This window comes from Mesorhizobium sp. U510 (assembly GCF_059180695.1).
Genome location: NZ_CP180532.1, coordinates 1131276 through 1151182, shown reverse-complemented (window position 1 = coordinate 1151182; position 19907 = coordinate 1131276). Strand labels below are relative to the sequence as shown.

Sequence of the window (19907 nt, the reverse complement as noted above, 5' to 3'; positions counted from 1 at the left end):
GGCGTTGATCGGCCGGATATAGGCATTCGATCCAGCCGCCGCAAACGGCGTCCGCCTTCTATGCCGTGGCCTTGCCGTTCTCCTCGACGGGTTCGTCCTCGACCACGGCGGTTTGCTGCGCGGCGAGGAAGTTGCCGACATGGCCAAGTCCCTCGAAATGGTCGCAGAACACCTTGATGACGACCAGCAGCGGCACCGCCATCAGCGCGCCGACGAAACCCCAGAGCCACGACCAGAAGGCAATGGCGATGAAGATCGCCACCGCGTTGATCTCGAGACGCCTGCCGACCACCATCGGTGTCACGAACTGGCCTTCGACGACATCGCACAAAAGCACGAAGGCCGGCGCCAGAAGCGCGTAGGAGATGGTGTCGAAGCTGATCAGCGCCATCACCGCGACCAGCACGATGGTCAGCAGCGCGCCGACATAGGGCAGGAAGTTGAACAATGCCGCGGCGACACCCCAGACCAGAGGGTTCGGCATGCCGAGCGCCCACAGGCCTAGGCCGATGACCAAACCGAGGCCGACATTGATGATGGTGACGGTGAGCAGATAGTGCGAGATTTCGCGCTCGACGTCATAGACGACGCGCAGCGCCCGCTTCTTCTCGCTGAGGCTGGCGAAGGACTGGATGATCTTCTCGTAGAACATCGTGCCCGAGGCGAGCAGGAACAGCGACAGCACGAAGATGATGGTCAGGCTTGTTCCCGCCGCCAGGATGTTGCCGGCGGCCGACGACAGGATGCCGGACTGGGCGACCGCCACCTTCTGGACGCCAGGCTCCTGCGAGGTCTCGGTCATCTGCTCGACCTGATGCGAGACCTGCATGATCTTTTCAAGCGGACGCCGCAACTGCGCCAGCCGCTCGGTGAGCTGCTGGCCGATCGACGAGGTGTTGTTGAGGAGATCGATGACAGGACCTGAGAGCAAATAGCCGGCGATGGCGAAGACGCAGATCGACAAAAGCACCAGGAGCGTCGCCGAAACCGCTTCGGGAATACCGCGCTTGCGCAGCAGCCGCACGATCGGCGTCAATGTCAGCGCCAGCAGGAAAGCCAGCATGACCGGCATGAAGAAGGCGCGGCCGAAATAGAGCGCATAGACGCTCATGAATATGAATATGCCGACCAGCAGCGAACGCATCAAATGCGTGTCCGCGCGGGCCTCGACGCGCGGATCCGGGCTTTCGGCAACGCCTGCGCCCGTAGCGGCGGGTTCGGCTTTCATCATGGACCCTCAGCGGTGCACCGCAACTGGTGCAGTCCGTTGATGGAAACGCCCGCGTCGCTTCAAGGTTCCTTTAGCCGGCAAGGCCGCGGGTACGGAGCTTTGCCGTTGGCTCATGCGACGGGCGCTGCCACCGCCGGCGCGGACTTCGCCGTTTCCTTGCGCACGATCGGCGCCACTTTGGTGCCGTAGAGTTCGATCGCCTTCATGATCTTGGCATGCGGCATGGCGCCGATCGCCATCTGCAGCAGGAAGCGGTCATTGTTGAAGATCCTGTGCTGGGCGACGATCTTCTCGGCCACCTGCTCTGGACTGCCGACGAACAGGGCGCCGTTCGGACCACGCAACTGGTCGAAATGCGCCCGCGACGTCGGGCCCCAGCCCCGCTCGCGGCCGATGCGGTTCATCACCTCGGCCTGCGGGCCGTAGAAATCGTCGGCCGCTTGTTCGGTCGTCTCGGCGATGAAGCCATGCACGTTGATGCTGGTCGCGAGACCCGCCGGGTCACTGCCGGCGCGCCTGGCGGCCTCGCGGTAGAGGTCGAACAGCGGCGCGAAGCGCGCCGGCTCGCCGCCGATGATGGCAAGTGCCAGCGGCAGGCCGAGCGCACCCGCGCGGGCCGCGGACTGTGGCGTCCCACCAATCGCGATCCAGACCGGAAGCCTGTCCTGGAAGGGCCGGGGATAGACACCGCGATCGTTGATCGGCGCGCGCAGATTGCCAGACCAGGTGACCTTGACGCTGTCGCGGATGGCGAGCAGCAGATCGAGCTTTTCGGCGAAGAGCTCGTCATAGTCTTCCAGATTGTAGCCGAACAGCGGGAAGGATTCGATGAACGAACCGCGCCCGGCCATGATCTCGGCACGGCCGCCCGAGAGAAGATCGAGCGTGGCGAACTGCTGGAAGACGCGTACCGGATCGTCGGAGGACAATACCGTGACCGCGCTGGTCAGCTTGATGCGCTTCGAGCGCTCGGCGGCAGCGGCGAGCGCCACGACCGGCGCGGAGGCGGCATAGTCGGGCCGGTGATGTTCGCCCAGACCGAAGACGTCGAGACCGACCTGGTCGGCGAGTTCGACCTCCTCGATCAGGTTGCGCAAGCGCTCATGCGGCCCGATGGCGCCCGGGCCGGGCTGGGGGCTGACGTCGGCGAAAGTGTAGAGACCGAGTTCCATGTGATGTCATCCTGGTGTTGGGTTTTGCCGCTAGAAGTAGCCACCGGCTCGCCTCGCCGCCAGAGGGGCTATTGGTGAACAGTGCATGTCGGTTTGGGCGGCAAAAGGCGTCTCCCGGCTGCAACATCGCGGAATTTCATGGCTGGCATACCGATTTGGCGCTTGAACTCTCGGCATTCGCGCGTATGTAAGCCTCGCGAATTGACTTCAGGGAAGTGGACTTGGCTATCTACAGGGAAAAAGACATTTTCGAGCGGCGCAATGCCGCGAACGAGGCAAAGAAGGCGCTTCTGGAGCGCTTCAAGTCAAAGCCGGCGGCAGATGATCCTGCGGTGCTGGCGCGACAGGCTGAACGCAAGGCAATCCTCCAGGCTCGTGAGATCCGCGAAGCCGAGAAGGCCAGGCTGAAGCAGGAAAAGCTGGCACGCGAAGCCGCAGAGAAGGCCGAGCGCGAGGCAGCAGCCGAAGCGGCACGGATCGCCGCCGAAGAGGCAGCCCAAGCCGAGGCCAAAATTCGGGAAGCCGAAGAGACCGAGCGCATTGCCCGCCTGCTCGCCGACGAGGCCGAGCGCAAGGCCAAGCGTGACGCACGCTATGCGGCGCGCAAGGCACGGACCGGCCGAGCTCCTCCGGGCTTCTCGGCCCGCTAGCAGCTTCGGCGCAGCCAAGTTCGAACATTGAATCAGGGTCGCCTCGCAGCGGCCCTGAAGGTGTTTGTGCGGAAGGTGCGCTTTTTTGGGCGACTTCCGCTCAGGCCGCGAATTTCAGCCCCATAATGCCGCAGACGATCAGCGCGATGCAGGCAAGCCGGATCGCGGTGGCGGGCTCGCCGAGCAGCCAGATGCCGAGCAGGGCCGTGCCGACCGTACCAATGCCGGTCCACACCGCATAGGCGGTGCCGACGGGAAGCGCCTTCAGCGCCAGGCCCAGCAAGGTAAGACTGACGATCATCGAGGCGACCGTGAGCACGGTCGGAACAAGCCTGGTAAATCCGTCAGTGTATTTGAGGCCGATCGCCCAGCCGATTTCGAAGAGGCCGGCGAAAAACAGAAAAGTCCAAGACATCGGAACGCTCCATCCAGCATCGGGCCGGAGACAGGATCCGATCCTCAGATGCCGATCATTATGGCGGGTCGTCCCGACCGAATTGTTGGGGAGGCGCGGGGTCGTCCCCGCACTATCGATATAGGTTATCCAAATACCCGATCAAACCCGGCGGCATTGTCTGACGCCGCCGGTGGGATTTGCCGCGCCTGACCTGCCGAGGCCTACTTTTCCTTGATGCGCATCGCCTTGACCGGCGGCGCCTTCAGGACGGGAGCGGGCGCCGGCTTCTTGGCATCCTTCTTCGGCTTGCGGGCTTCCTTGCCTGCCTTCATCGCGCCTTTAGCCATGATTCGTTCCTCCTGTTGCGGGGAGCGAAGTGAAACAAGAGAAACGCTTTGCTGCAAGAGGGCAGCGCTGGCGGGAAGCCTCAGGCTGACTGCTTTCAACCAATTTCTAATTTGCTCGTAAACCATGGCCGTCCGTGCCATTCTCTTCTTCGCACTGCAACATCGACCCGCGCTTTCGCCGGGTGATCGTCGGGCAGGCCGGTCAGGACGAAAATGCGGATCCACATCGGCTGCGAGATGAGCTTCGACTTCCCGCAGGAAACGCCGCTCATAGCGATGCTCAATGTCCACTATTCGCGCGCCTCCGACCTCGAGCGGCCGGATTTCCTAACTTCCAGCCCGCCGGTACCGATCGAGAGCTACCGCGACAGTTTCGGCAATTGGTGCAACCGCTTCGTCGCGCCGCCCGGACGGTTCACCTTCGGCACGGATGCGGTGATCCGCGCGCCCGGCACATTCGAGATGGCCGAGCTGATGGCCTGGCAGCACGAGGTGCGCGACCTGCCGGCCGAAACGCTGCTGTTCCTGCTGCCCAGCCGGTTTTGCGAGAGCGACCTTTTGGCCAGCGAAGCGTGGCGGCTGTTCGGCCACACGCCGCTCGGCATCCCGCGCGTGCAGGCGGTGTGCGATTTCGTTCACAACCATATCGCCTTCAACTACGGCAATGCGCGGCCGACGCGCACCGCGGCGGAAGCCTATCGGGAACAGAGCGGCGTGTGCCGCGACTTCGCGCATCTTGCCGTCACCTTCTGCCGGGCGCTCAACATCCCGACACGCTATTGCACCGGCTACATCAGCGATATCGGCATGCCGAAGCCGTGGTCGAGCATGGATTTCGCCGCCTGGATGGAAGTCTATCTCGGCGGACGGTGGCATGTCTTCGACCCGCGCAACAATGCGCCGCGCATCGGCCGCATCCTGATCGCTTCCGGCCGCGATGCGGCGGATGTGCCGCTGACCCATATTTTCGGACCGGGGACACTGGCCGGCTTCAAGGTGTGGACCGACGAGATCGTCGAATAGTCGCCGTCTCCGCGGCCGATCCCAAACAAATCGCGTCTTGAACGACCCGGCCGTTGGTGCGTTATGGTGGAACTGCGGCCGTCCGGCCGTTAGACTGGGCACGTTGAAACGGGGACCAGACCGCATGGCCGGGCACGGCGGCTCCAAGATGGTCATCTATGCGGCGCTCGCCGGCAATCTGGCGATCGCACTGACCAAATTCGCCGCCGCCTTCTTCACCGGCAGCTCGGCGATGCTGTCGGAAGGCGTGCATTCGCTGGTCGATACCGGCAATGGCGGCCTGCTGCTCTACGGCATGCACCGTGCCGCGCGCCCGGCCGACCGCACGCATCCGCTCGGCTATGCCCGCGAACTCTATTTCTGGAGCTTCATCGTTGCCCTCCTGGTCTTCGCCCTGGGCGCCGGCGTGTCGTTCTACGAGGGCATCGTCCACATCATGGCGCCGGAGCCTGTCGCCAACGTCAAGGTGAACTATGTCGTTCTCGGCTTGTCCTTCCTGTTCGAGGGCAGCTCCTGGCTGGTGGCGCTGAAGGAATTCCGCCGAGAGAAAGGCAAGCAAGGCTGGCTGCAGGCCGTGCAATCGAGCAAGGACCCGAGCGTCTATACCGTGCTGTTCGAGGACAGCGCGGCGCTTCTCGGCCTGATCGTCGCCTTTGCCGGCATATTGGCGGCGGAGCAGCTGGAGATGCCGGAGCTCGACGGCGCCGCCTCGATCGGCATCGCGCTCATTCTCGGCGCCACGGCGATTTTCCTCGTCCGCGAAAGCAAGGGGCTGCTCATCGGTGAGCCGGCTTCGCCCGAGGTGCAGAAAAAGGTGCTGGCGATCGCGCAGCAGGATCCGGCGGTGCAGCGCGCGAACGGTGTCCTGACCGTCCATATGGGACCGCAAGAGATCGTTGCAGGGCTCAGCATCGAATTCGAGGACCATCTGTCGGCGCCGGAGATCGAAGCCTGTGTCGAGCGCATCGAGGCACGGCTGAAGAAGGAGATGCCGGAGATCACGCGGCTGTTCGTCAAGCCGCAGACCACGGGCACCTGGGAGCAGCGGCGCAAGCTGATCGAAGCCGCTTCCAATTAGTCCTGGACCAGCGTTGCACCGTTGCCCCGTCGCATTGCCTTGCTAAGATCAGGCGATGGATTTCGGAGGATTGACCATGAAGATCGACGGCGGGTGCCATTGCGGCGCCATCACCTACGAGGCGGAGGTCGACCCGACAAAGACCTCGATCTGCCATTGCACGGATTGCCAGCAATTGACCGGCACGGCCTTTCGCGTCACCGTTCCCGCGCCCGAGGATCACTACCAGATCACCAGAGGCACGCCAAAAATCTATATCAAGACCGGATCGAGCGGCGCCAAGCGCGCCCAGGCCTTTTGCGGCGACTGCGGGGCGCATCTTTACGCGACGTCGGTTGGCGACGGCCCGAAGATCTATGGAATCAGGACGGGCACCGCGCGGCAACGCGAGGATCTGGTGCCGACACAACAGAAATGGCACCGGTCGGCCCTGCACTGGCTTCCCGAATTCGAAGGCATGAGCATCGTGGAGGAGCAGTAGCACCTGCCTCCCGGCCGAAAGCCGCCCAAGACAGGCAATTCTGTGCTAGCTTCGCTCACCTCAGACGGGCGGATAATAGCGATGTTGGAAACGGACAAGCTGTTTGCCGGCTCGATCCCGGAAAACTACGACCGCTATATGGTGCCGTTGATTTTCGAGCCGTTCGCCGCGGACCTTGCACGGCGGGCAGCGTCCTTCTCGCCCAAAGCCGTGCTGGAAGTCGCCGCGGGCACCGGGGTCGTCACCCGTGCCTTGGCGCCGAAACTGTCCCCTGACGCAAGCTATGTCGTGACCGACCTGAACCAGCCGATGCTCGACTACGCCGCTTCGCTACAGGCTCCCGACAGTCGCATCAAATGGCGCCAGGCCGATGCCATGGCGCTGCCGTTTGAAGACGCGGCCTTCGATCTGGTTTGTTGTCAGTTCGGCGCGATGTTCTTTCCCAGCCGTCCATCCGCCTACCGCGAGGCCAGGCGGGTGCTGAAGCCCGGCGGACATTTCCTGTTCAACGTATGGGACCGCATCGAGGAGAATGTCTTTGCCGATGATGTGACCAATGCGCTGGCTAGGCTTTTTCCGAACGATCCGCCGCGCTTTCTGCCCCGCACGCCGCATGGCTACCACGATACGGCGCTGATCCGCGGAGACCTTGAGGAGGCCGGCTTCTCCGATGTGGCGATCGAGACGAGAGCCGAACAGAGCCGTGCGCCCTCACCGCGCATTCCGGCCGTTGCCTATTGCCAGGGAACGGTGCTTCGCACCGAAATCGAGGCCAGGGATCCCGGGAAACTGGACGCTGCAACGGACTACGCCGCATCCGCGATTGCGGCCAGGCATGGTAGCGGCGCAGTCGCCGCCAAAATTCAGGCACATGTCATCGTGGCGGTGGCCTAGATTAGCCGTTCAGTCGTCGCCTTCGACGACCCGCAGCCTGAGCTGCCCGGTTTTTGAATCGGCAACGCGCGGGCCGGGTTCGAGTTTCGCCGCCGGCACCCGTGACGGCGTCTCCGGGCCGGCATCGCCATCGGCCTGCGCGCCGAACTCCAGCGCCTCGATCTTCTGGCCGCGCTTGGTCACCTTCGACGTCGAGACGAGGATGTCGTCGATGTCCTTGGCCGACTGGCCGAAATGCACCTGCAGCTTGCGCACACGCTCGTCGACGCGCGCGACATCCTCCATCAGCCGGATGACCTCGCCCTGGATCAGATGCGCCTGTTCGCGCATGCGGGCGTCCTTGAGGATGGCCTGAATGACCTGGATCGACAGCATCAGCAGCGACGGCGAGACGATGACAACGCGGGCGCGGTGCGCCTTGTGGACGATCGCCTCGAAATTCTCGTGGATCTCGGCGAAGACCGATTCCGACGGCACGAACATGAAGGCGGTGTCCTGCGTCTCGCCCTGGATCAGGTATTTTTCCGAGATGTCGCGGACATGGATTTCGATGTCGCGGCGGAAAGCCTGCGACGCGACCTTCTGCAGGTCCGCACCGTCGGCGGCGCGGATGGCGTTCCAGGCTTCAAGCGGAAATTTGGCGTCGATGGCAAGTGACGGCGCGCCGTTCGGCATCTTCACCAGGCAATCGGGCCGGCTGCCATTCGACAGCGTCGCTTGGAATTCATAGGCGCCATGCGGCAGGCCGTCGGCGACGATCGCCTCCATGCGCGACTGGCCGAAGGCACCGCGCGTCTGCTTGTTGGAGAGGATGGCCTGCAGCTGCACGACCTGGCCGGCGAGCGACTGGATGTTGCCTTGCGCGGTGTCGATGATCGCCAGCCGCTCCTGCAGTTTCGCCAGGCTCTCATGCGTGGATTTGGTCTGCTCGGTCATGGTCTGGCCGATGCGGCCGGTCATGGCGTCGAGGCGCTGGCCGATCGACTGCGTCAGCTCCGCCTGGCGCGCGCCGAACACTTCGGCAATGGCGCCCATGCGGCCCTGCATCTCGGCCTGGCTTTGCAAGATGCCGGCCATCCGCGCCTCGGCGTCGCGGGCATGGTCGGCGGCTTCCGCGGCAGCGACGGCGCGCGCCTTGGCCGACCGCCACAGCGCGATGACCAGCGCCACGAACAGGCCGAGAAACAACAAGGCGCCGAAGGCCAAGGCGTGGCCCAGCGTGATTGTCGACGCGCCAAGCCGTGCGACAGGCTCGGAAAGGATGGTGCTCAGATCATTCATGTGGACAGCATAGCCGATTCGTGGGGCCGGCACAGATCAAAACGTGAACGAGGCTCAGGTCCACCGGTTGACGCTTTTCGCTGGACGTCTTACGTGGGACGCCATGCCGATCAAGCAGCTCATCATCCTTCCCGATCCCATCCTGCGCCAGGTTTCCAAGCCGGTGGAGCGCATCGACGCGCCTTTGCGCAAATTGGCCGACGACATGCTGGCGACCATGTATGACGCGCCCGGTATCGGCCTGGCGGCAATCCAAATCGGCGAGCCGCTGCGCATGCTGGTGATCGACCTCGCCAAGGAAGACGAAACGCCGGCGCCGCACGTCTTCATCAACCCGGAGATCCTGGAAAGCGCTGAGGCGCGCTCGGTCTACGAGGAAGGCTGCCTGTCGATCCCGGACTATTATGCCGAGGTCGAACGCCCGGCTTCGGTGCGGGTGAAATATCTCGACCGCGACGGCAAGCTGCAGGAGATGGAGGCCGAGGGGCTGATGGCGACCTGCCTGCAGCACGAGATCGACCATCTCAACGGCGTGCTGTTCATCGACCACATCTCGAAGCTGAAGCGCGACATGGTGGTGAAGAAATTCAAGAAGCTCGCCAAGGACAAGGCGCCGGGCAAGCTGGTGGGATAGGGGAAAAAATGCCCCTTCGCGTCATCTTCATGGGCACGCCGGAGTTTTCGGTGCCGACGTTGCGCGCGATCGCCGAGGCCGGACATGAGGTATCGGCCGTCTACACCCAGCCGCCACGCGCGGCCGGCCGGCGCGGGCTGGAGCTGACGCCGTCGCCGGTGCAGCGCGAGGCCGAGCGGCTCGGCATCGCGGTGCGGACGCCGACCTCCCTCAAGGGCGAGGCCGAGCAGGCCGCTTTCAGCGCCCTGCGGGCCGATATCGCCGTGGTCGTGGCCTATGGTTTGCTGCTGCCAAAGGCAATTCTCGACGCGCCCCGGCTTGGCTGCATCAACGGCCATGCATCGCTTTTGCCGCGCTGGCGCGGCGCCGCCCCCATCCAGCGCGCCATCATGGCGGGTGACCTGGAAAGCGGCATGATGGTGATGCGCATGGAAGAGGGTCTCGACACCGGTCCGGTGGGATTGCTTGAAAAATGCGCCATCGACCCCGATATGACAGCCGGCGATCTGCATGATCGGTTGATGAGCGTCGGTGCTGCCCTGATGGTGGAAGCGCTGGCGCGGCTGGAAGGGAACGCCCTGACATTTGCCGCGCAAGCGGCGGAAGGGGTGACTTACGCCAGAAAAATCGATAAATCCGAGACGCGGGTGGATTGGACGCGGCCCGCGGCCGAGGTCCACAACCATCTTCGTGGCCTGTCGCCCTTTCCCGGCGCTTGGTCCGAAATTGACATTGGCGGCCGCGTGGAACGGCTGAAACTGCTTCGCTCGACACTATCCGAAGGCCTGTCGCTTTCGGAAGGTTCGGGCGAGTCGGGAGGAATTCTCGATGACCGGCTGACGGTCGCCTGCGGGGCAGGCGCGATCAGGCTGGTCGAAGTTCAACGTGCGGGCGGAAAGCCCGCCGCCGCGTCGGAATTCCTGCGCGGAGCCAAGATCGTAAAAGGAATGAAGTTCTCATGAGCATGATGTCGATACGCGCGGCGACGCCGCGGGATCGCGAGGCCATTCGCCTCGTCGAGGAACATGCATTCGGCCAGCAGGCGGAGGCCGGGTTGGTCGACGCGCTGGTCACCGGCGGCGACGCCGTCGTCGAACTGGTGGCGGAAGAAGACGGCCAGGCGGTAGGCCACATACTGTTTTCCCGGCTGTTCGTCCAGAATGGCGGCAAGAGCTTCGCGGCCGTGGCGCTGGCGCCGCTGGCGGTGGAACCTTCGTTCCATGGCAGCGGCATTGGCGGCGCGCTGATCCGCGAGGCGCATATTCGCCTGAAGGATGCCGGCGAGACGCTGGCCGTGGTGCTGGGCGACCCCGCCTATTACGGCCGTTTCGGCTACAGCCATGCGCGGGCCGAAAAATTCGAGAGTGAGTACCAAGGCGAGGCGCTGCAGGCGCTGGCCTGGGGCGACGCTCCGGAGGCCGGCAGGCTGGTCTACGCTTCCGCCTTCACCGCTCTCGCCGCGTAGAGCAGTTGACCGTTTCATGGAAACGGTGACCTGCTCTACCTCTTTGTTTTAACGCAATTCCGGACGGAAAACCGTTTCACACTTTTCCTGGAATTGCTCAAGGCGAGAGCTCTAGCCGCAAATGCCGCGTTTTCGCCTCGACATCGAATATGACGGCGGCCTGTTTGCCGGCTGGCAGCACCAAGCCGACCAGCCTTCGGTGCAGCAGGCGATCGAGCAGGCGATCGAGAAATTCTGCGGCGAGGCGGTGCGGTTGCGCGCCGCCGGCCGCACCGATGCCGGCGTGCATGCGACCGCTCAGGTGGCGCATGTCGACCTCGCCAAGCCATGGCCCGGCGACAAGGTGCGCGATGCCGTCAATGCCCATCTGCAGGCAGCCGGCGCGCATGTCGCCATCCTGAAGGCGGCGATCGTCCCGGACGATTTCGACGCCCGCTTCTCTGCCACCGGCCGCCACTATCTCTATCGCATCCTCAACCGCCGCGCGCCCGCGGCGCTGGAAAAGGGCAAGGTGTGGTGGGTGCCGAAGCGGCTCGATGCCGGCGCCATGCACGAGGCCGCGAAACTCCTGCTCGGCCGGCATGACTTCACCACCTTCCGTTCGACCCAGTGCCAGGCCAACAGCCCGGTCCGGACACTGGAACGGCTAGATGTGAGCCGGGCGGGCGACATGATCGAGGTGAGAGCTTCGGCCCGTTCCTTCCTGCACAACCAGGTGCGCTCCATGGTCGGCTCGCTCAAGCGCGTCGGCGATGGCGGCTGGACCGAGGCCAACCTCAAGGCGGCGCTCGAAGCGCGCGACCGCGCCGCCTGCGGCCAGGTGGCGCCGCCCGACGGGCTTTTCCTCATTGGCGTCGATTATCCCGGATGAGCCGGCAGGCTCTATTCTGAACAGTGCCCAGAAGCTGTTCAGAACAGAGTCCGTAGCCGCTATTCAGAGCCAGGCAGGCTCTACCCCGGTAGAGCCAGGCAGGCTCTACCCCGGGAACGGTCCGGAAAGGCTCTGAGCCCCGATATCGTCCGGCACGGTGATGCCAAGCAGTATCTGCAGCCCGAACAGCACCAGCAGCGAAGCAATGAACATGCCGACGAAAACGGCGGTGCCGACCGCCGCGCCCTTGCCGATCGTGGCATTGGTCATGCGCCAGGTCAGCGCCATCGACAAGGCAAACAGCAACAGCGACACAAGGCTCGCGACCTGGCTTGCCGACGACAGGAAAAGCCTGATCAGCGCCGAGGGCAGCATGAGCCAGGCGGTGATGGCGGAGGCCCAGTTGCTGGCGACGACATAGTGCACGAAGCGCCCACCAATGCCGGCGCGCGGCGCGACCAAGGCGAGCGCGACCAGCGGCAGCACCCAGGAACCGATGTCGACCGTCGCCAGGCGCAACAGCATGCCGAAACGGCCCACGAAGGCGTCGGGATCGCCGATCTGGTTGGCGATGCCGACCCAGCCCACGATCAGCGCCGGCGCGGCAACGACGATGGCGAAGAAGGAATTCCAGAAGCCGTCGGCCGACAGGTCGAGCAGGCGCAGGCCGTCGGCCTTGCCGAGCATCAGCCGCCAGGCACCGGTCAGCGAAGCTTGGGTTTCATCCGCCGAAAGCATGCTGCTCAGCCCTGCCCGAACCAGTCTTCGATGAAGCGCTGGTAGATCCGCGTCAGCGTTTCGAGATCGGCAAGGGCGACGCGCTCGTCGACCATATGCATGGTCTTGCCGACCAGACCGAACTCGACCACCGGGCAGTAATCCTTGATGAAGCGCGCATCCGATGTGCCGCCCGAAGTGGACAGCGCCGGCTTCTTGCCGACCGCCGCCTTGATCGAACCGGCAAGCGTGTCGACCAACTTGTCGTCGCGGGTCAGGAAAACATGGCTTGGCCGGTCGCGCCAGACAAGGTCGTAGTCGACCGGCGTCTTCTTGCCCGGCCGGTACTTCTTGCGCTTCGCCGCCTGGTCGAGCCGGTTGTGGATTTCGGCCTGGACGGTCTCGGCCGTCCAGGTGTCGTTGAAGCGGATGTTGAAGGTCGCGGTGGCCTTGGCGGGGATGACATTGGTGGCCGGGTTGCCAACATCGATGGAGGTGACCTCCAGATTGGTCGGCTGGAAATCCCTGGTTCCCTTGTCGAAGACGGGATGCAGCAAGGCGTCGACCAGGCCCATCAAGCCGCGCACCGGATTGTCGGCAAGCTGCGGATAGGCGGCATGGCCCTGGCGGCCATTGACCATGATCGACCCGGACAGCGAGCCGCGCCGGCCGATCTTGATCATGTCGCCGAGCGCATCCGGATTGGTCGGTTCGCCGACGATCGAGGCATCCCATTTCTCGCCCCTGGAAGCGGCCCATTCGAGCAGCTTGACCGTGCCGTTGATGGCCGGGCCTTCCTCGTCGCCGGTGATCAGCAGCGAGACCGAACCCTTGGGGCCGCCATTGTTCTCGACATGGCGCGCTATCGCCGCGACGAAGCAGGCAATGCCGCCCTTCATGTCGACGGCGCCACGGCCATACATCTCGCCATTGGCGATCTCGGCGGCGAAAGGCGGATGCGTCCAGGCGGCTTCGTCGCCGACCGGCACGACATCTGTATGGCCGGCGAACATCAGATGCGGACCGTTGCCGGACCGCCTTGCATAGAGGTTCTCGATGTCTGGCGTGCCGTCTTCCGAAAAGACCGGCCGGTCGACCAGGAAGCCGAGCGGCTTCAGCATCGTTTCCAGCGCGCTCAGCGCGCCGCCTTCGGCTGGTGTCACCGAGGCACAACGGATAAGGGCGGCGAGGTTTGCGGCGGGGTCGGTCGGCAGCGTCATGGCAAAAGCGATAGTCGAAAGCTGAGGGCCTGTCACGGGCAGACATAGGGGCCAGCGCAATGGCAGACGATGCCGCCGACATTATGGTTTTCATGTCGTATAGTCGGGCCGGTGCGGAGCAAGAGATGGCAGACGGGGAAAAACGGATCGTCATCGCAGGCGCCGGCAGCATCGGCTGCTATGTCGGCGGTTGCCTGGCGCTCGCCGGGCGGCAGGTTGTCCTGCTGGCCCGGCCGCGCATCGAGGCAGCGCTGCGACAGGGCGGATTGCGCGTCAGCGACCTTGAAGGCCGCGATCGCCTGGTCAAGCCGGACGCGCTCGGGGTCACCGCCGATCCCGCCGTCGCTCTGCCGCAGGCGGATGTGATCCTGGTGACCGTCAAGAGCGGCGCGACACAGGAGATGGCGGCGCTGATCAAGGCCCATGCCCGACCCGATGCGGTGGTGATCAGCCTGCAGAACGGCGTCGACAACGCCGACAGGCTGCGCGCCAGGTCTGGCCAGCGAACCGTGCTGGCCGGCATGGTGCCGTTCAATGTGGTGCAATCGCCTGACGGCGAGCTGCCGCTGCGCCTCCACCGCGCCAGCGAGGGCAAGGTGATGATAGAGGATGGCGGCCTTGCCGGCCTTCTCGATGTCGCCGGTCTTCTCGATGTTGAAGGGCTGGCGGTCGAGACGCATGGCGACATGAAGGCTGTGCTGTGGGGCAAGCTTTTGATGAACCTCAACAACGCGCTGGTGGCGTTGTCCGACCTGCCGCTGGCGCGCGAACTCGCCGATCGGCGCTGGCGGCTGATCCTGGCCGGCCAGATCGACGAGGCGCTGCGGGCGATGAACGCCTCCGGCATCGCGCCGGCGCGTATCGCCGGACTGCGGCCGGCGCTGCTGCCGAAAGTGCTGCGGCTGCCGGACTGGCTGTTCAAACTGCTGGCGCGGCGCATGCTGGCGATCGACCCTCAGGCGCGCTCGTCGATGTGGGACGATCTGCAGCGCGGCCGGCCGACGGAGATCGACGAACTGCAAGGCGCGGTGCTCGGCCTCGCCCAGAGAACGGGGACGCCGGCGCCGCTCCTGAAAAGCGTTACCGCTTTGGTGCGCGCGGCGGAAGCGGCACGGCTTGGCTCGCCCGGCCTGGCGCCGGAACAGGTTGTGCCGCCGGGTGCCTCTCGATCAGCGTGATCTTCTGCCAGATCTTGCGCGACAGGTTGGACGCCAGGTTCTCGATGTCATTGACGCCGTCGATGACGACATCGTCATTGACCGACTGCGCGAACAGAGCGGCGATCTTGCCGGTGATCGACAGCATTTCGGAGCAATAGTCGAGGTAACGCGCGAGATCAGCGGCATTGGTGATGCGGGCCGGGGAATGCGCCGTTGGCCTGAAATCGGCCGAAAGAGCCGCCGGATCCTTGGTCAGTTGATGCATGTCGATGACGTGGATCAGCGAGCGCAGACCGTGCAGCTGGCGAAACACCCGCTTGCGCTTTATGCGCTCCTCGGTGCGAATCAACGCCAGCAGGCCGAGCACGGCAAGGATGATCATGTTGATCGTGGCTTCGATGCCTTGCACCGACTGCACCGCATCGTCAGCCTGGGAGATGTGGATGAGCGGCAGGATGGTGCCGACGAACAGGAAGATCAACGCGCCGGCGAGGACGGCGGCGATGATGAGCCCGCGCAGCCACCAGATCGGCGCTTCGAGCGCCTGGGCCGCCTTGGCCAGATCGCGAGACAGCGACACCAGTTCGGCGGCGACGCCGCGCAGCCCGGCCTGGGGAAACCGTTCCGCAACGCGCTCTTCAAGCCGTTCGGCGGTCTCGATGATCAGTTTCGGATCAAGCGTGCGGTAGCGCATGTCCGATCGGCCCTCAGAGCATGATGCCGAAAAATGTGAAGCGGTTTTCGGACGGCATCATGGTCTATCTCTTTGATTTAGAGACGGATTCAGATTTCAGGTCGATTCGACCTGAAATCATCCGGCTCTAGGGTTGTGCCGGCTCGTTGGTGCGCCGGCCATAGCGGTTGGGTCCAGGCTGCCCTGGAAACAGACACAACACAAGAAAGGCGACGATCGAGACGACCGGTACGAACAGAATCAGCGCGGCAATGCCCGGCTTGTCGAGGTCGTGCAGCCGCTTCACCGCCAGCGCGATGTTCGACCATAGCGAGGCAATGAAGGCGATGAAGAAGATGAACGACCACATATTGCTCTCGGCCGAGCCTTCCGGAACCAGCGTGAAGCGGTAGAGCGGGAAGGCCTGGATGATGGCGACGAGCAGGCCACCAAGAAAATAGGCCGCGCGGCTGACGCGGCCCGATATCTTGAAGAAAAGCCAGGTGAGATTTGAACTGTCAGGCAAGCGGGTCCGGTCCGTATTGATTGGCACCCCTGGCGCCTTCGAGAATGCCGCATTCCACCAGAAACCAGATCGCGCCGATAAAGGGTACCAGGATGATCAGGCTCCACCAGCCGGACTTGCCCCGATCATGCCAGCGCTTGGCGTAGACGGCGAAGACCGAATAGAGCATGGCCAGCCCATAGAGCAAATAGATAAAGCCGTAGGGCATTTGGTTGAATGTCGTGCCCAGAATGTTGTCGAGGATCATCGCGATGACCGCGCCAACGAAAATGATGCCAACGCAGGCCCAGAACTTGGCGCGGTTGATGCGGCCGTCGAAACTTGTGAGCAGATATTTCCAGTCCATGTCACCCCTCCATGTCGAACCAGCGCGACGGATTGTCGCGCCGGCGGAAGGTGCGCCCGCTTTGCGGAAAGATCAATCGCGCAGCAATTCGTTGATCGAGGTCTTGGACCGGGTCTTGGCGTCGACGCGCTTGACGATGACGGCGCAGTAGAGGCCGGGGCCGGGCTCGTTGTTCGGAAAAGGCTTGCCCGGCAGCGAGCCGGCGACGACCACCGAATTGGGCGGCACTTCGCCGTAGAAGATTTCACCGGTGGCGCGGTCGACGATCTTGGTCGACTGGCCGATGAAGACGCCCATGCCGAGCACCGAGCCTTCGCGCACGATGCAGCCCTCGACGACTTCTGAACGCGCGCCGATGAAGCAATTGTCCTCGATGATGGTGGGGCCGGCCTGCATCGGCTCCAGCACGCCGCCGATGCCGACGCCACCCGACAAATGTACGTTCTTGCCGATCTGGGCGCAGGAGCCGACGGAGGCCCAGGTGTCGACCATGGTCCCCGTATCGACATAGGCGCCGACATTGACGAAGGATGGCATCAGCACGGCGCCCGGAGCGACATAGGCGGAACGGCGCACGATCGACGACGGGACGGCGCGGAAGCCTGCCTTCTCGAAATCGACGGCGCTCCAGCCATCGAACTTGGACGGCACCTTGTCCCACCAGACGGCCTGGCCCGGGCCACCCTTGATGATCTCCATCGGGTTGAGCCGGAAGGAGAGCAGCACGGCCTTCTTCAGCCACTGGTTGACGTGCCACTTGCCGTCGGCCTGGCGCTCGGCGACGCGCGCCGTGCCGCGGTCGAGCAGGTCGAGGGCCGACTGGATGGCGTCGCGCGTCTCGCCGCGGGTCGCGGTCGAAATCGTATCGCGTTCGTCGAAGGCCTTCTCGATGGTCTTTTCGAGGCTCGCCAGATCGGGCTTCGACATGAATTCGCTCCATTACCAAGCTGTTAAGGGGCTGCGCCTTAACCTGTTTTGAAGTCGCGTGGACCGCAGGCATGCTTCGCCTGCCTGGGTCTTTGCATGTAGCAGGTTCTTGTCGCAAAACCGCCGGACACGTTTGCGCGACCTGCTTATGTTAAGGCTCAGTGAGGGTCAATCGCACCTGCGTCATGGGACGGCGCAGTCAAGGAAATTTGGACGGGTAATTTGATGACACCTATGGAAAAGGCGGGGTGGACGCCGCTGCCGCATTCGGACGAGGATCTGGAGCGGTCGAAAAGCGTGCCGGACACGCCGCAGACGCGGGCCGAGACCTACCGGCTTGCCTGGAACGATCCCGACTTCATGACGCGGCGCGAATTGCGCGCGGTGCGTCTGCAGCTCGAACTCTTGAAGCCGGAAATGATCCTGGCCGAGCGCGGCATCCGATCGACGGTGATCCTGTTTGGCGGCGCGCGCCTGCCGGAACCCGGCGGCGAGGCCTGGGCGGCCAAGAACGAGACGCAGAAGAAGAATCTCGAGGAAAACAGCAAATATTACGAGGAGGCGCGCAAATTCGCTCGCCTGTGCTCGCAGCAATCGGCCGCCTCGTATTACCGCGAATATGTCGTGGTGACCGGCGGCGGCCCCGGCGTGATGGAAGCGGGAAACCGCGGCGCCGACGATGTCGGCGCACCGTCGATCGGGCTCAACATCGTGCTGCCGCATGAACAGGCGCCGAACGCCTATGTGACGCCGGAGCTGTGTTTCAACTTCCACTATTTCGCTATCCGCAAGATGCATTTCGTCATGCGCGCCAAGGCGGTGGCCGTGTTTCCCGGCGGCTTCGGCACGATGGACGAGTTCTTCGAGACGCTGACGCTGATCCAGACCGGACGCATGGAGCGCGTGCCGGTGATCCTGTTCGGTAAATCGTTCTGGAAACGCGCGATCAATCTCGACTTCCTCGCCGAGCAAGGCACGATCAGCCCCGGCGACCAAGACATCATCGATTTCGTCGACACCGCCGACGAAGCCTGGGGGATTGTCAGCCGGTTCTACAAGTTGGGGGAGTAAGGCAGTAGGCAGTAGGAGAATAAGGCGTTTGCAGTCGCTGCATCCAGATCAATTTTCCCTACTGCCTACTGCCTGTTCTCCCGCAACTATCGCGGTCAGAAACCCCGCCAGATCGTCGGTGACGAAATCGACGTCGTCTTCCTGCGCGGGGTCGCGTTCCCAGATCTCGGCGAAGGTCGGCTCGAAATTGCGCGGCACGACGAGCACGGTGGTCATGCCCAGTGCCTTCGGCACCTCCAGGTTGCGGGCGAGGTCCTCGAACATCACCGCATTGTGGCCGGTAACGGCATGTAGCTCGGCGAACTTCTCGTAGGTCTGGCGCGCGGGCTTGGGATTGAGGCCGGCGGCGACGATATCGAAAATGTCGTCGAAATGGTCGAGGATGCCGAGCTGGCGCGCGGTGCGCTCGGCGTGCCGGCGGTCGCCATTGGTGAAGATGAACTTACGGCCGGGGAGCTGGCGGATGGCGGTGCCCAGGACAGGGTCGGGCACCAGCCAAGAATAGTCGATGTCATGCACCTTCTCGAGGAAATCATCGGGATCGATGCCATGGCGTGTCATCAGCCCGTTCAGCGTCGTGCCATATTCGCGATAAAGCTCCTTCTGCAGCTTGCGCGCCTCCTCGCGCGGCAGCGACAGCAGTTCCCCGACATAGGCGGTCATCTTGACGTCGATCTGCGAGAACAGATTCGAATGATGCGGATAGAGCGTGTTGTCGAGGTCGAACACCCAGTCGGTGACATGGGCGAAGCGGGCGGGATCAGGCTGCGTGGTCATGCGCTCCTTATGGCATGAAACGCGGATACTGAAAGAGACTTTATCCACAACTTCCACGCGCTTTTAGTGGCAGAAATGGCCGCACGATTCAAATTTTATGCAACCGGGAAAGGTGGCCTTCAGGGCTTGCTGGCACAGAGACAGTCCTGTGGGGAGCCCGCGATGAACAGCATCATTCTGAAATCCGCCGCTATCGCTTTCGCCTCCGTCGCCGCCTCGCTTCTTCTGACGCTGATCATCGTTCCGGCCCTGGGATTCCCGGTCAACCGAACGATCTGGCTGAGTTCGACGCTCTGTCCGCTGGTGCTTGCATGGGTGGCCTGCGCCAGCACCTTCTGGCAGAGCGACCGGCTGAAAAACGCGCACCGCGAACTGGCCCGGGCGCACGCCCAGCTTGCAGCCGCGCACCGCCGCCTGTCGGAGAAGGCTAGCCGCGACGACATGACCGGCATGCTCAACCGGGAAAGTTTCTTCGCCGCGCTCGACGGTTCGCGGCGCAAGTCCGACCGCGGCGCGCTGCTGATCATCGACGCCGATCATTTCAAGAAGATCAATGACAGTTTCGGCCACCTGACCGGGGACGACGCGCTGCTGCTGATCGCCAGCGCCATCGAGCGCGGCGTGCGCAGCGGCGACGTGCTTGGCCGCATCGGCGGCGAGGAATTCGGCGCCTTTCTGGTCGGCGCCACCGAGCAGGAAGCCAAGCGTGTCGCCGAGCGCATTCGCCGCGAGGTCGAGCTGATCCGCTTCCGGCCGGTGGACGAACGCACCATTCCACTGACCGTCAGCATCGGCGGCACCGTGTGCGGCGAGGACGTCAACGTATCGGAGCTGATGCGCGCCGCGGACCGGCGCCTCTACCAGGCCAAGCATGGCGGCCGCAACCTGACGATTCTCGATACGGACATTTCCGCGGCCGCGTGAGCCGGCCGGTCCGGCACACCTCGCCCGTTAAGGAATTTCTAA

Annotated in this window: 24 protein-coding genes; 12 read left to right on the top strand and 12 right to left on the bottom strand. The window is 63.8% G+C overall.

The genetic code is table 11. The features are described 5' to 3' along the window. Positions 1-58 precede the first annotated feature (58 nt). Both ACLGL5_RS07640 and ACLGL5_RS07635 read right to left on the bottom strand, forming a co-directional pair. On the bottom strand, positions 59-1228 hold the full coding sequence (locus tag ACLGL5_RS07640) for an AI-2E family transporter (protein ID WP_032921437.1): 1170 nt from the start codon (positions 1226-1228) through the stop codon (positions 59-61). Positions 1229-1341: 113 nt separating this feature from the next. Next, positions 1342-2403, bottom strand: a complete 1062-nt coding sequence (locus ACLGL5_RS07635; protein WP_069090695.1) for an LLM class flavin-dependent oxidoreductase — start codon at positions 2401-2403, stop codon at positions 1342-1344. 221 nt (positions 2404-2624) lie between these two features. On the opposite strand from ACLGL5_RS07635, the gene ACLGL5_RS07630 reads away from it, so the two are divergent. Further along, complete coding sequence (locus tag ACLGL5_RS07630; RefSeq protein ID WP_027047610.1) at positions 2625-3053, top strand: DUF6481 family protein; 429 nt, start codon at positions 2625-2627, stop codon at positions 3051-3053. 100 nt (positions 3054-3153) lie between these two features. On the opposite strand, the gene sugE is transcribed toward ACLGL5_RS07630, so the two are convergent. Together sugE and ACLGL5_RS07620 are read right to left on the bottom strand one after the other, a co-directional pair. After that, positions 3154-3468: a quaternary ammonium compound efflux SMR transporter SugE gene (sugE, locus tag ACLGL5_RS07625; protein WP_010912766.1), complete on the bottom strand. Its 315-nt coding sequence runs from the start codon at positions 3466-3468 to the stop codon at positions 3154-3156. Between the two features lie 203 nt (positions 3469-3671). Next, positions 3672-3938, bottom strand: coding sequence for a hypothetical protein (locus ACLGL5_RS07620; protein WP_167470445.1), 267 nt, complete (start codon positions 3936-3938; stop codon positions 3672-3674). Positions 3939-4010: 72 nt separating this feature from the next. Between ACLGL5_RS07620 and ACLGL5_RS07615 the strand changes: the two genes are divergently transcribed. The 4 genes from ACLGL5_RS07615 (at position 4011) to ACLGL5_RS07600 (ending at position 7273) form a co-directional block, all read left to right on the top strand. Then, entirely contained in the window at positions 4011-4820 is an 810-nt protein-coding gene (locus tag ACLGL5_RS07615; RefSeq protein ID WP_069090694.1) for a transglutaminase-like domain-containing protein, read from the top strand. 124 nt (positions 4821-4944) lie between these two features. Then, a complete protein-coding gene (locus tag ACLGL5_RS07610) occupies positions 4945-5898 on the top strand; it encodes a cation diffusion facilitator family transporter (protein WP_069090693.1) in 954 nt (317 codons plus the stop codon). Between the two features lie 76 nt (positions 5899-5974). Then, positions 5975-6379 (top strand): GFA family protein, encoded by a 405-nt coding sequence (locus ACLGL5_RS07605; RefSeq protein WP_069090692.1) that lies wholly within the window; start codon positions 5975-5977, stop codon positions 6377-6379. An 81-nt stretch (positions 6380-6460) separates the two neighbouring features. Beyond that, positions 6461-7273, top strand: coding sequence for a class I SAM-dependent methyltransferase (locus ACLGL5_RS07600; protein WP_069090691.1), 813 nt, complete (start codon positions 6461-6463; stop codon positions 7271-7273). A gap of 9 nt (positions 7274-7282) precedes the next feature. Here the strand turns inward: ACLGL5_RS07600 and ACLGL5_RS07595 are convergent, their stop codons facing one another. Next, the gene (locus ACLGL5_RS07595) at positions 7283-8554 is read right to left on the bottom strand and encodes a DNA recombination protein RmuC (RefSeq protein WP_027047609.1); all 1272 of its coding nucleotides are present in this window, start codon (positions 8552-8554) and stop codon (positions 7283-7285) included. A gap of 103 nt (positions 8555-8657) precedes the next feature. On the opposite strand from ACLGL5_RS07595, the gene def reads away from it, so the two are divergent. The 4 genes from def (at position 8658) to truA (ending at position 11524) form a co-directional block, all read left to right on the top strand. Further along, a complete protein-coding gene (gene def / locus ACLGL5_RS07590; protein WP_069090690.1) occupies positions 8658-9188 on the top strand; it encodes a peptide deformylase in 531 nt (176 codons plus the stop codon). Positions 9189-9196: 8 nt separating this feature from the next. Then, on the top strand, positions 9197-10150 hold the full coding sequence (gene fmt, locus ACLGL5_RS07585) for a methionyl-tRNA formyltransferase (protein WP_069090689.1): 954 nt from the start codon (positions 9197-9199) through the stop codon (positions 10148-10150). Further along, entirely contained in the window at positions 10147-10653 is a 507-nt protein-coding gene (locus tag ACLGL5_RS07580; protein ID WP_019862469.1) for a GNAT family N-acetyltransferase, read from the top strand. The genes fmt and ACLGL5_RS07580 overlap by 4 nt, the downstream gene beginning before the upstream one ends. 121 nt (positions 10654-10774) lie before the next feature. Further along, the gene (gene truA, locus ACLGL5_RS07575; protein WP_069090688.1) at positions 10775-11524 is read left to right on the top strand and encodes a tRNA pseudouridine(38-40) synthase TruA; all 750 of its coding nucleotides are present in this window, start codon (positions 10775-10777) and stop codon (positions 11522-11524) included. Between the two features lie 105 nt (positions 11525-11629). Here truA and ACLGL5_RS07570 read toward each other — a convergent pair whose 3' ends face one another. Further along, on the bottom strand, positions 11630-12262 hold the full coding sequence (locus ACLGL5_RS07570; RefSeq protein ID WP_019862467.1) for a hypothetical protein: 633 nt from the start codon (positions 12260-12262) through the stop codon (positions 11630-11632). A gap of 5 nt (positions 12263-12267) precedes the next feature. After that, positions 12268-13461: a succinyl-diaminopimelate desuccinylase gene (gene dapE, locus ACLGL5_RS07565; protein ID WP_019862466.1), complete on the bottom strand. Its 1194-nt coding sequence runs from the start codon at positions 13459-13461 to the stop codon at positions 12268-12270. Between the two features lie 125 nt (positions 13462-13586). Between dapE and ACLGL5_RS07560 the strand changes: the two genes are divergently transcribed. Continuing rightward, a complete protein-coding gene (locus tag ACLGL5_RS07560) occupies positions 13587-14639 on the top strand; it encodes a 2-dehydropantoate 2-reductase (protein WP_083246909.1) in 1053 nt (350 codons plus the stop codon). Here the strand turns inward: ACLGL5_RS07560 and ACLGL5_RS07555 are convergent. The 4 genes from ACLGL5_RS07555 to dapD all read right to left on the bottom strand — a co-directional run bounded on the left by ACLGL5_RS07555 (position 14542) and on the right by dapD (position 17093). Next, complete coding sequence (locus tag ACLGL5_RS07555; protein ID WP_019862464.1) at positions 14542-15315, bottom strand: hypothetical protein; 774 nt, start codon at positions 15313-15315, stop codon at positions 14542-14544. The genes ACLGL5_RS07560 and ACLGL5_RS07555 overlap by 98 nt on opposite strands. Positions 15316-15442: 127 nt before the next feature. Further along, a complete protein-coding gene (locus ACLGL5_RS07550) occupies positions 15443-15820 on the bottom strand; it encodes a DUF805 domain-containing protein (RefSeq protein ID WP_019862461.1) in 378 nt (125 codons plus the stop codon). Further along, positions 15813-16166, bottom strand: a complete 354-nt coding sequence (locus tag ACLGL5_RS07545) for a DUF805 domain-containing protein (RefSeq protein ID WP_019862459.1) — start codon at positions 16164-16166, stop codon at positions 15813-15815. Before ACLGL5_RS07545 ends, ACLGL5_RS07550 begins: the two co-directional genes overlap by 8 nt. A gap of 72 nt (positions 16167-16238) precedes the next feature. Continuing rightward, positions 16239-17093 carry a 2,3,4,5-tetrahydropyridine-2,6-dicarboxylate N-succinyltransferase gene (dapD, locus tag ACLGL5_RS07540; protein WP_069090686.1) on the bottom strand — a complete coding sequence of 285 codons (855 nt, stop codon included), beginning with the start codon at positions 17091-17093 and terminating at the stop codon, positions 16239-16241. Between the two features lie 225 nt (positions 17094-17318). Between dapD and ACLGL5_RS07535 the strand changes: the two genes are divergently transcribed. Next, on the top strand, positions 17319-18164 hold the full coding sequence (locus tag ACLGL5_RS07535; RefSeq protein ID WP_081296171.1) for an LOG family protein: 846 nt from the start codon (positions 17319-17321) through the stop codon (positions 18162-18164). A gap of 48 nt (positions 18165-18212) precedes the next feature. On the opposite strand, the gene ACLGL5_RS07530 is transcribed toward ACLGL5_RS07535, so the two are convergent. Beyond that, the gene (locus ACLGL5_RS07530; RefSeq protein ID WP_069090685.1) at positions 18213-18941 is read right to left on the bottom strand and encodes a pyrimidine 5'-nucleotidase; all 729 of its coding nucleotides are present in this window, start codon (positions 18939-18941) and stop codon (positions 18213-18215) included. 162 nt (positions 18942-19103) lie between these two features. Here ACLGL5_RS07530 and ACLGL5_RS07525 point away from each other — a divergent pair, with 162 nt between their 5' ends. Next, positions 19104-19865 carry a GGDEF domain-containing protein gene (locus ACLGL5_RS07525; protein WP_019862455.1) on the top strand — a complete coding sequence of 254 codons (762 nt, stop codon included), beginning with the start codon at positions 19104-19106 and terminating at the stop codon, positions 19863-19865. Positions 19866-19907: the final 42 nt, after the last annotated feature.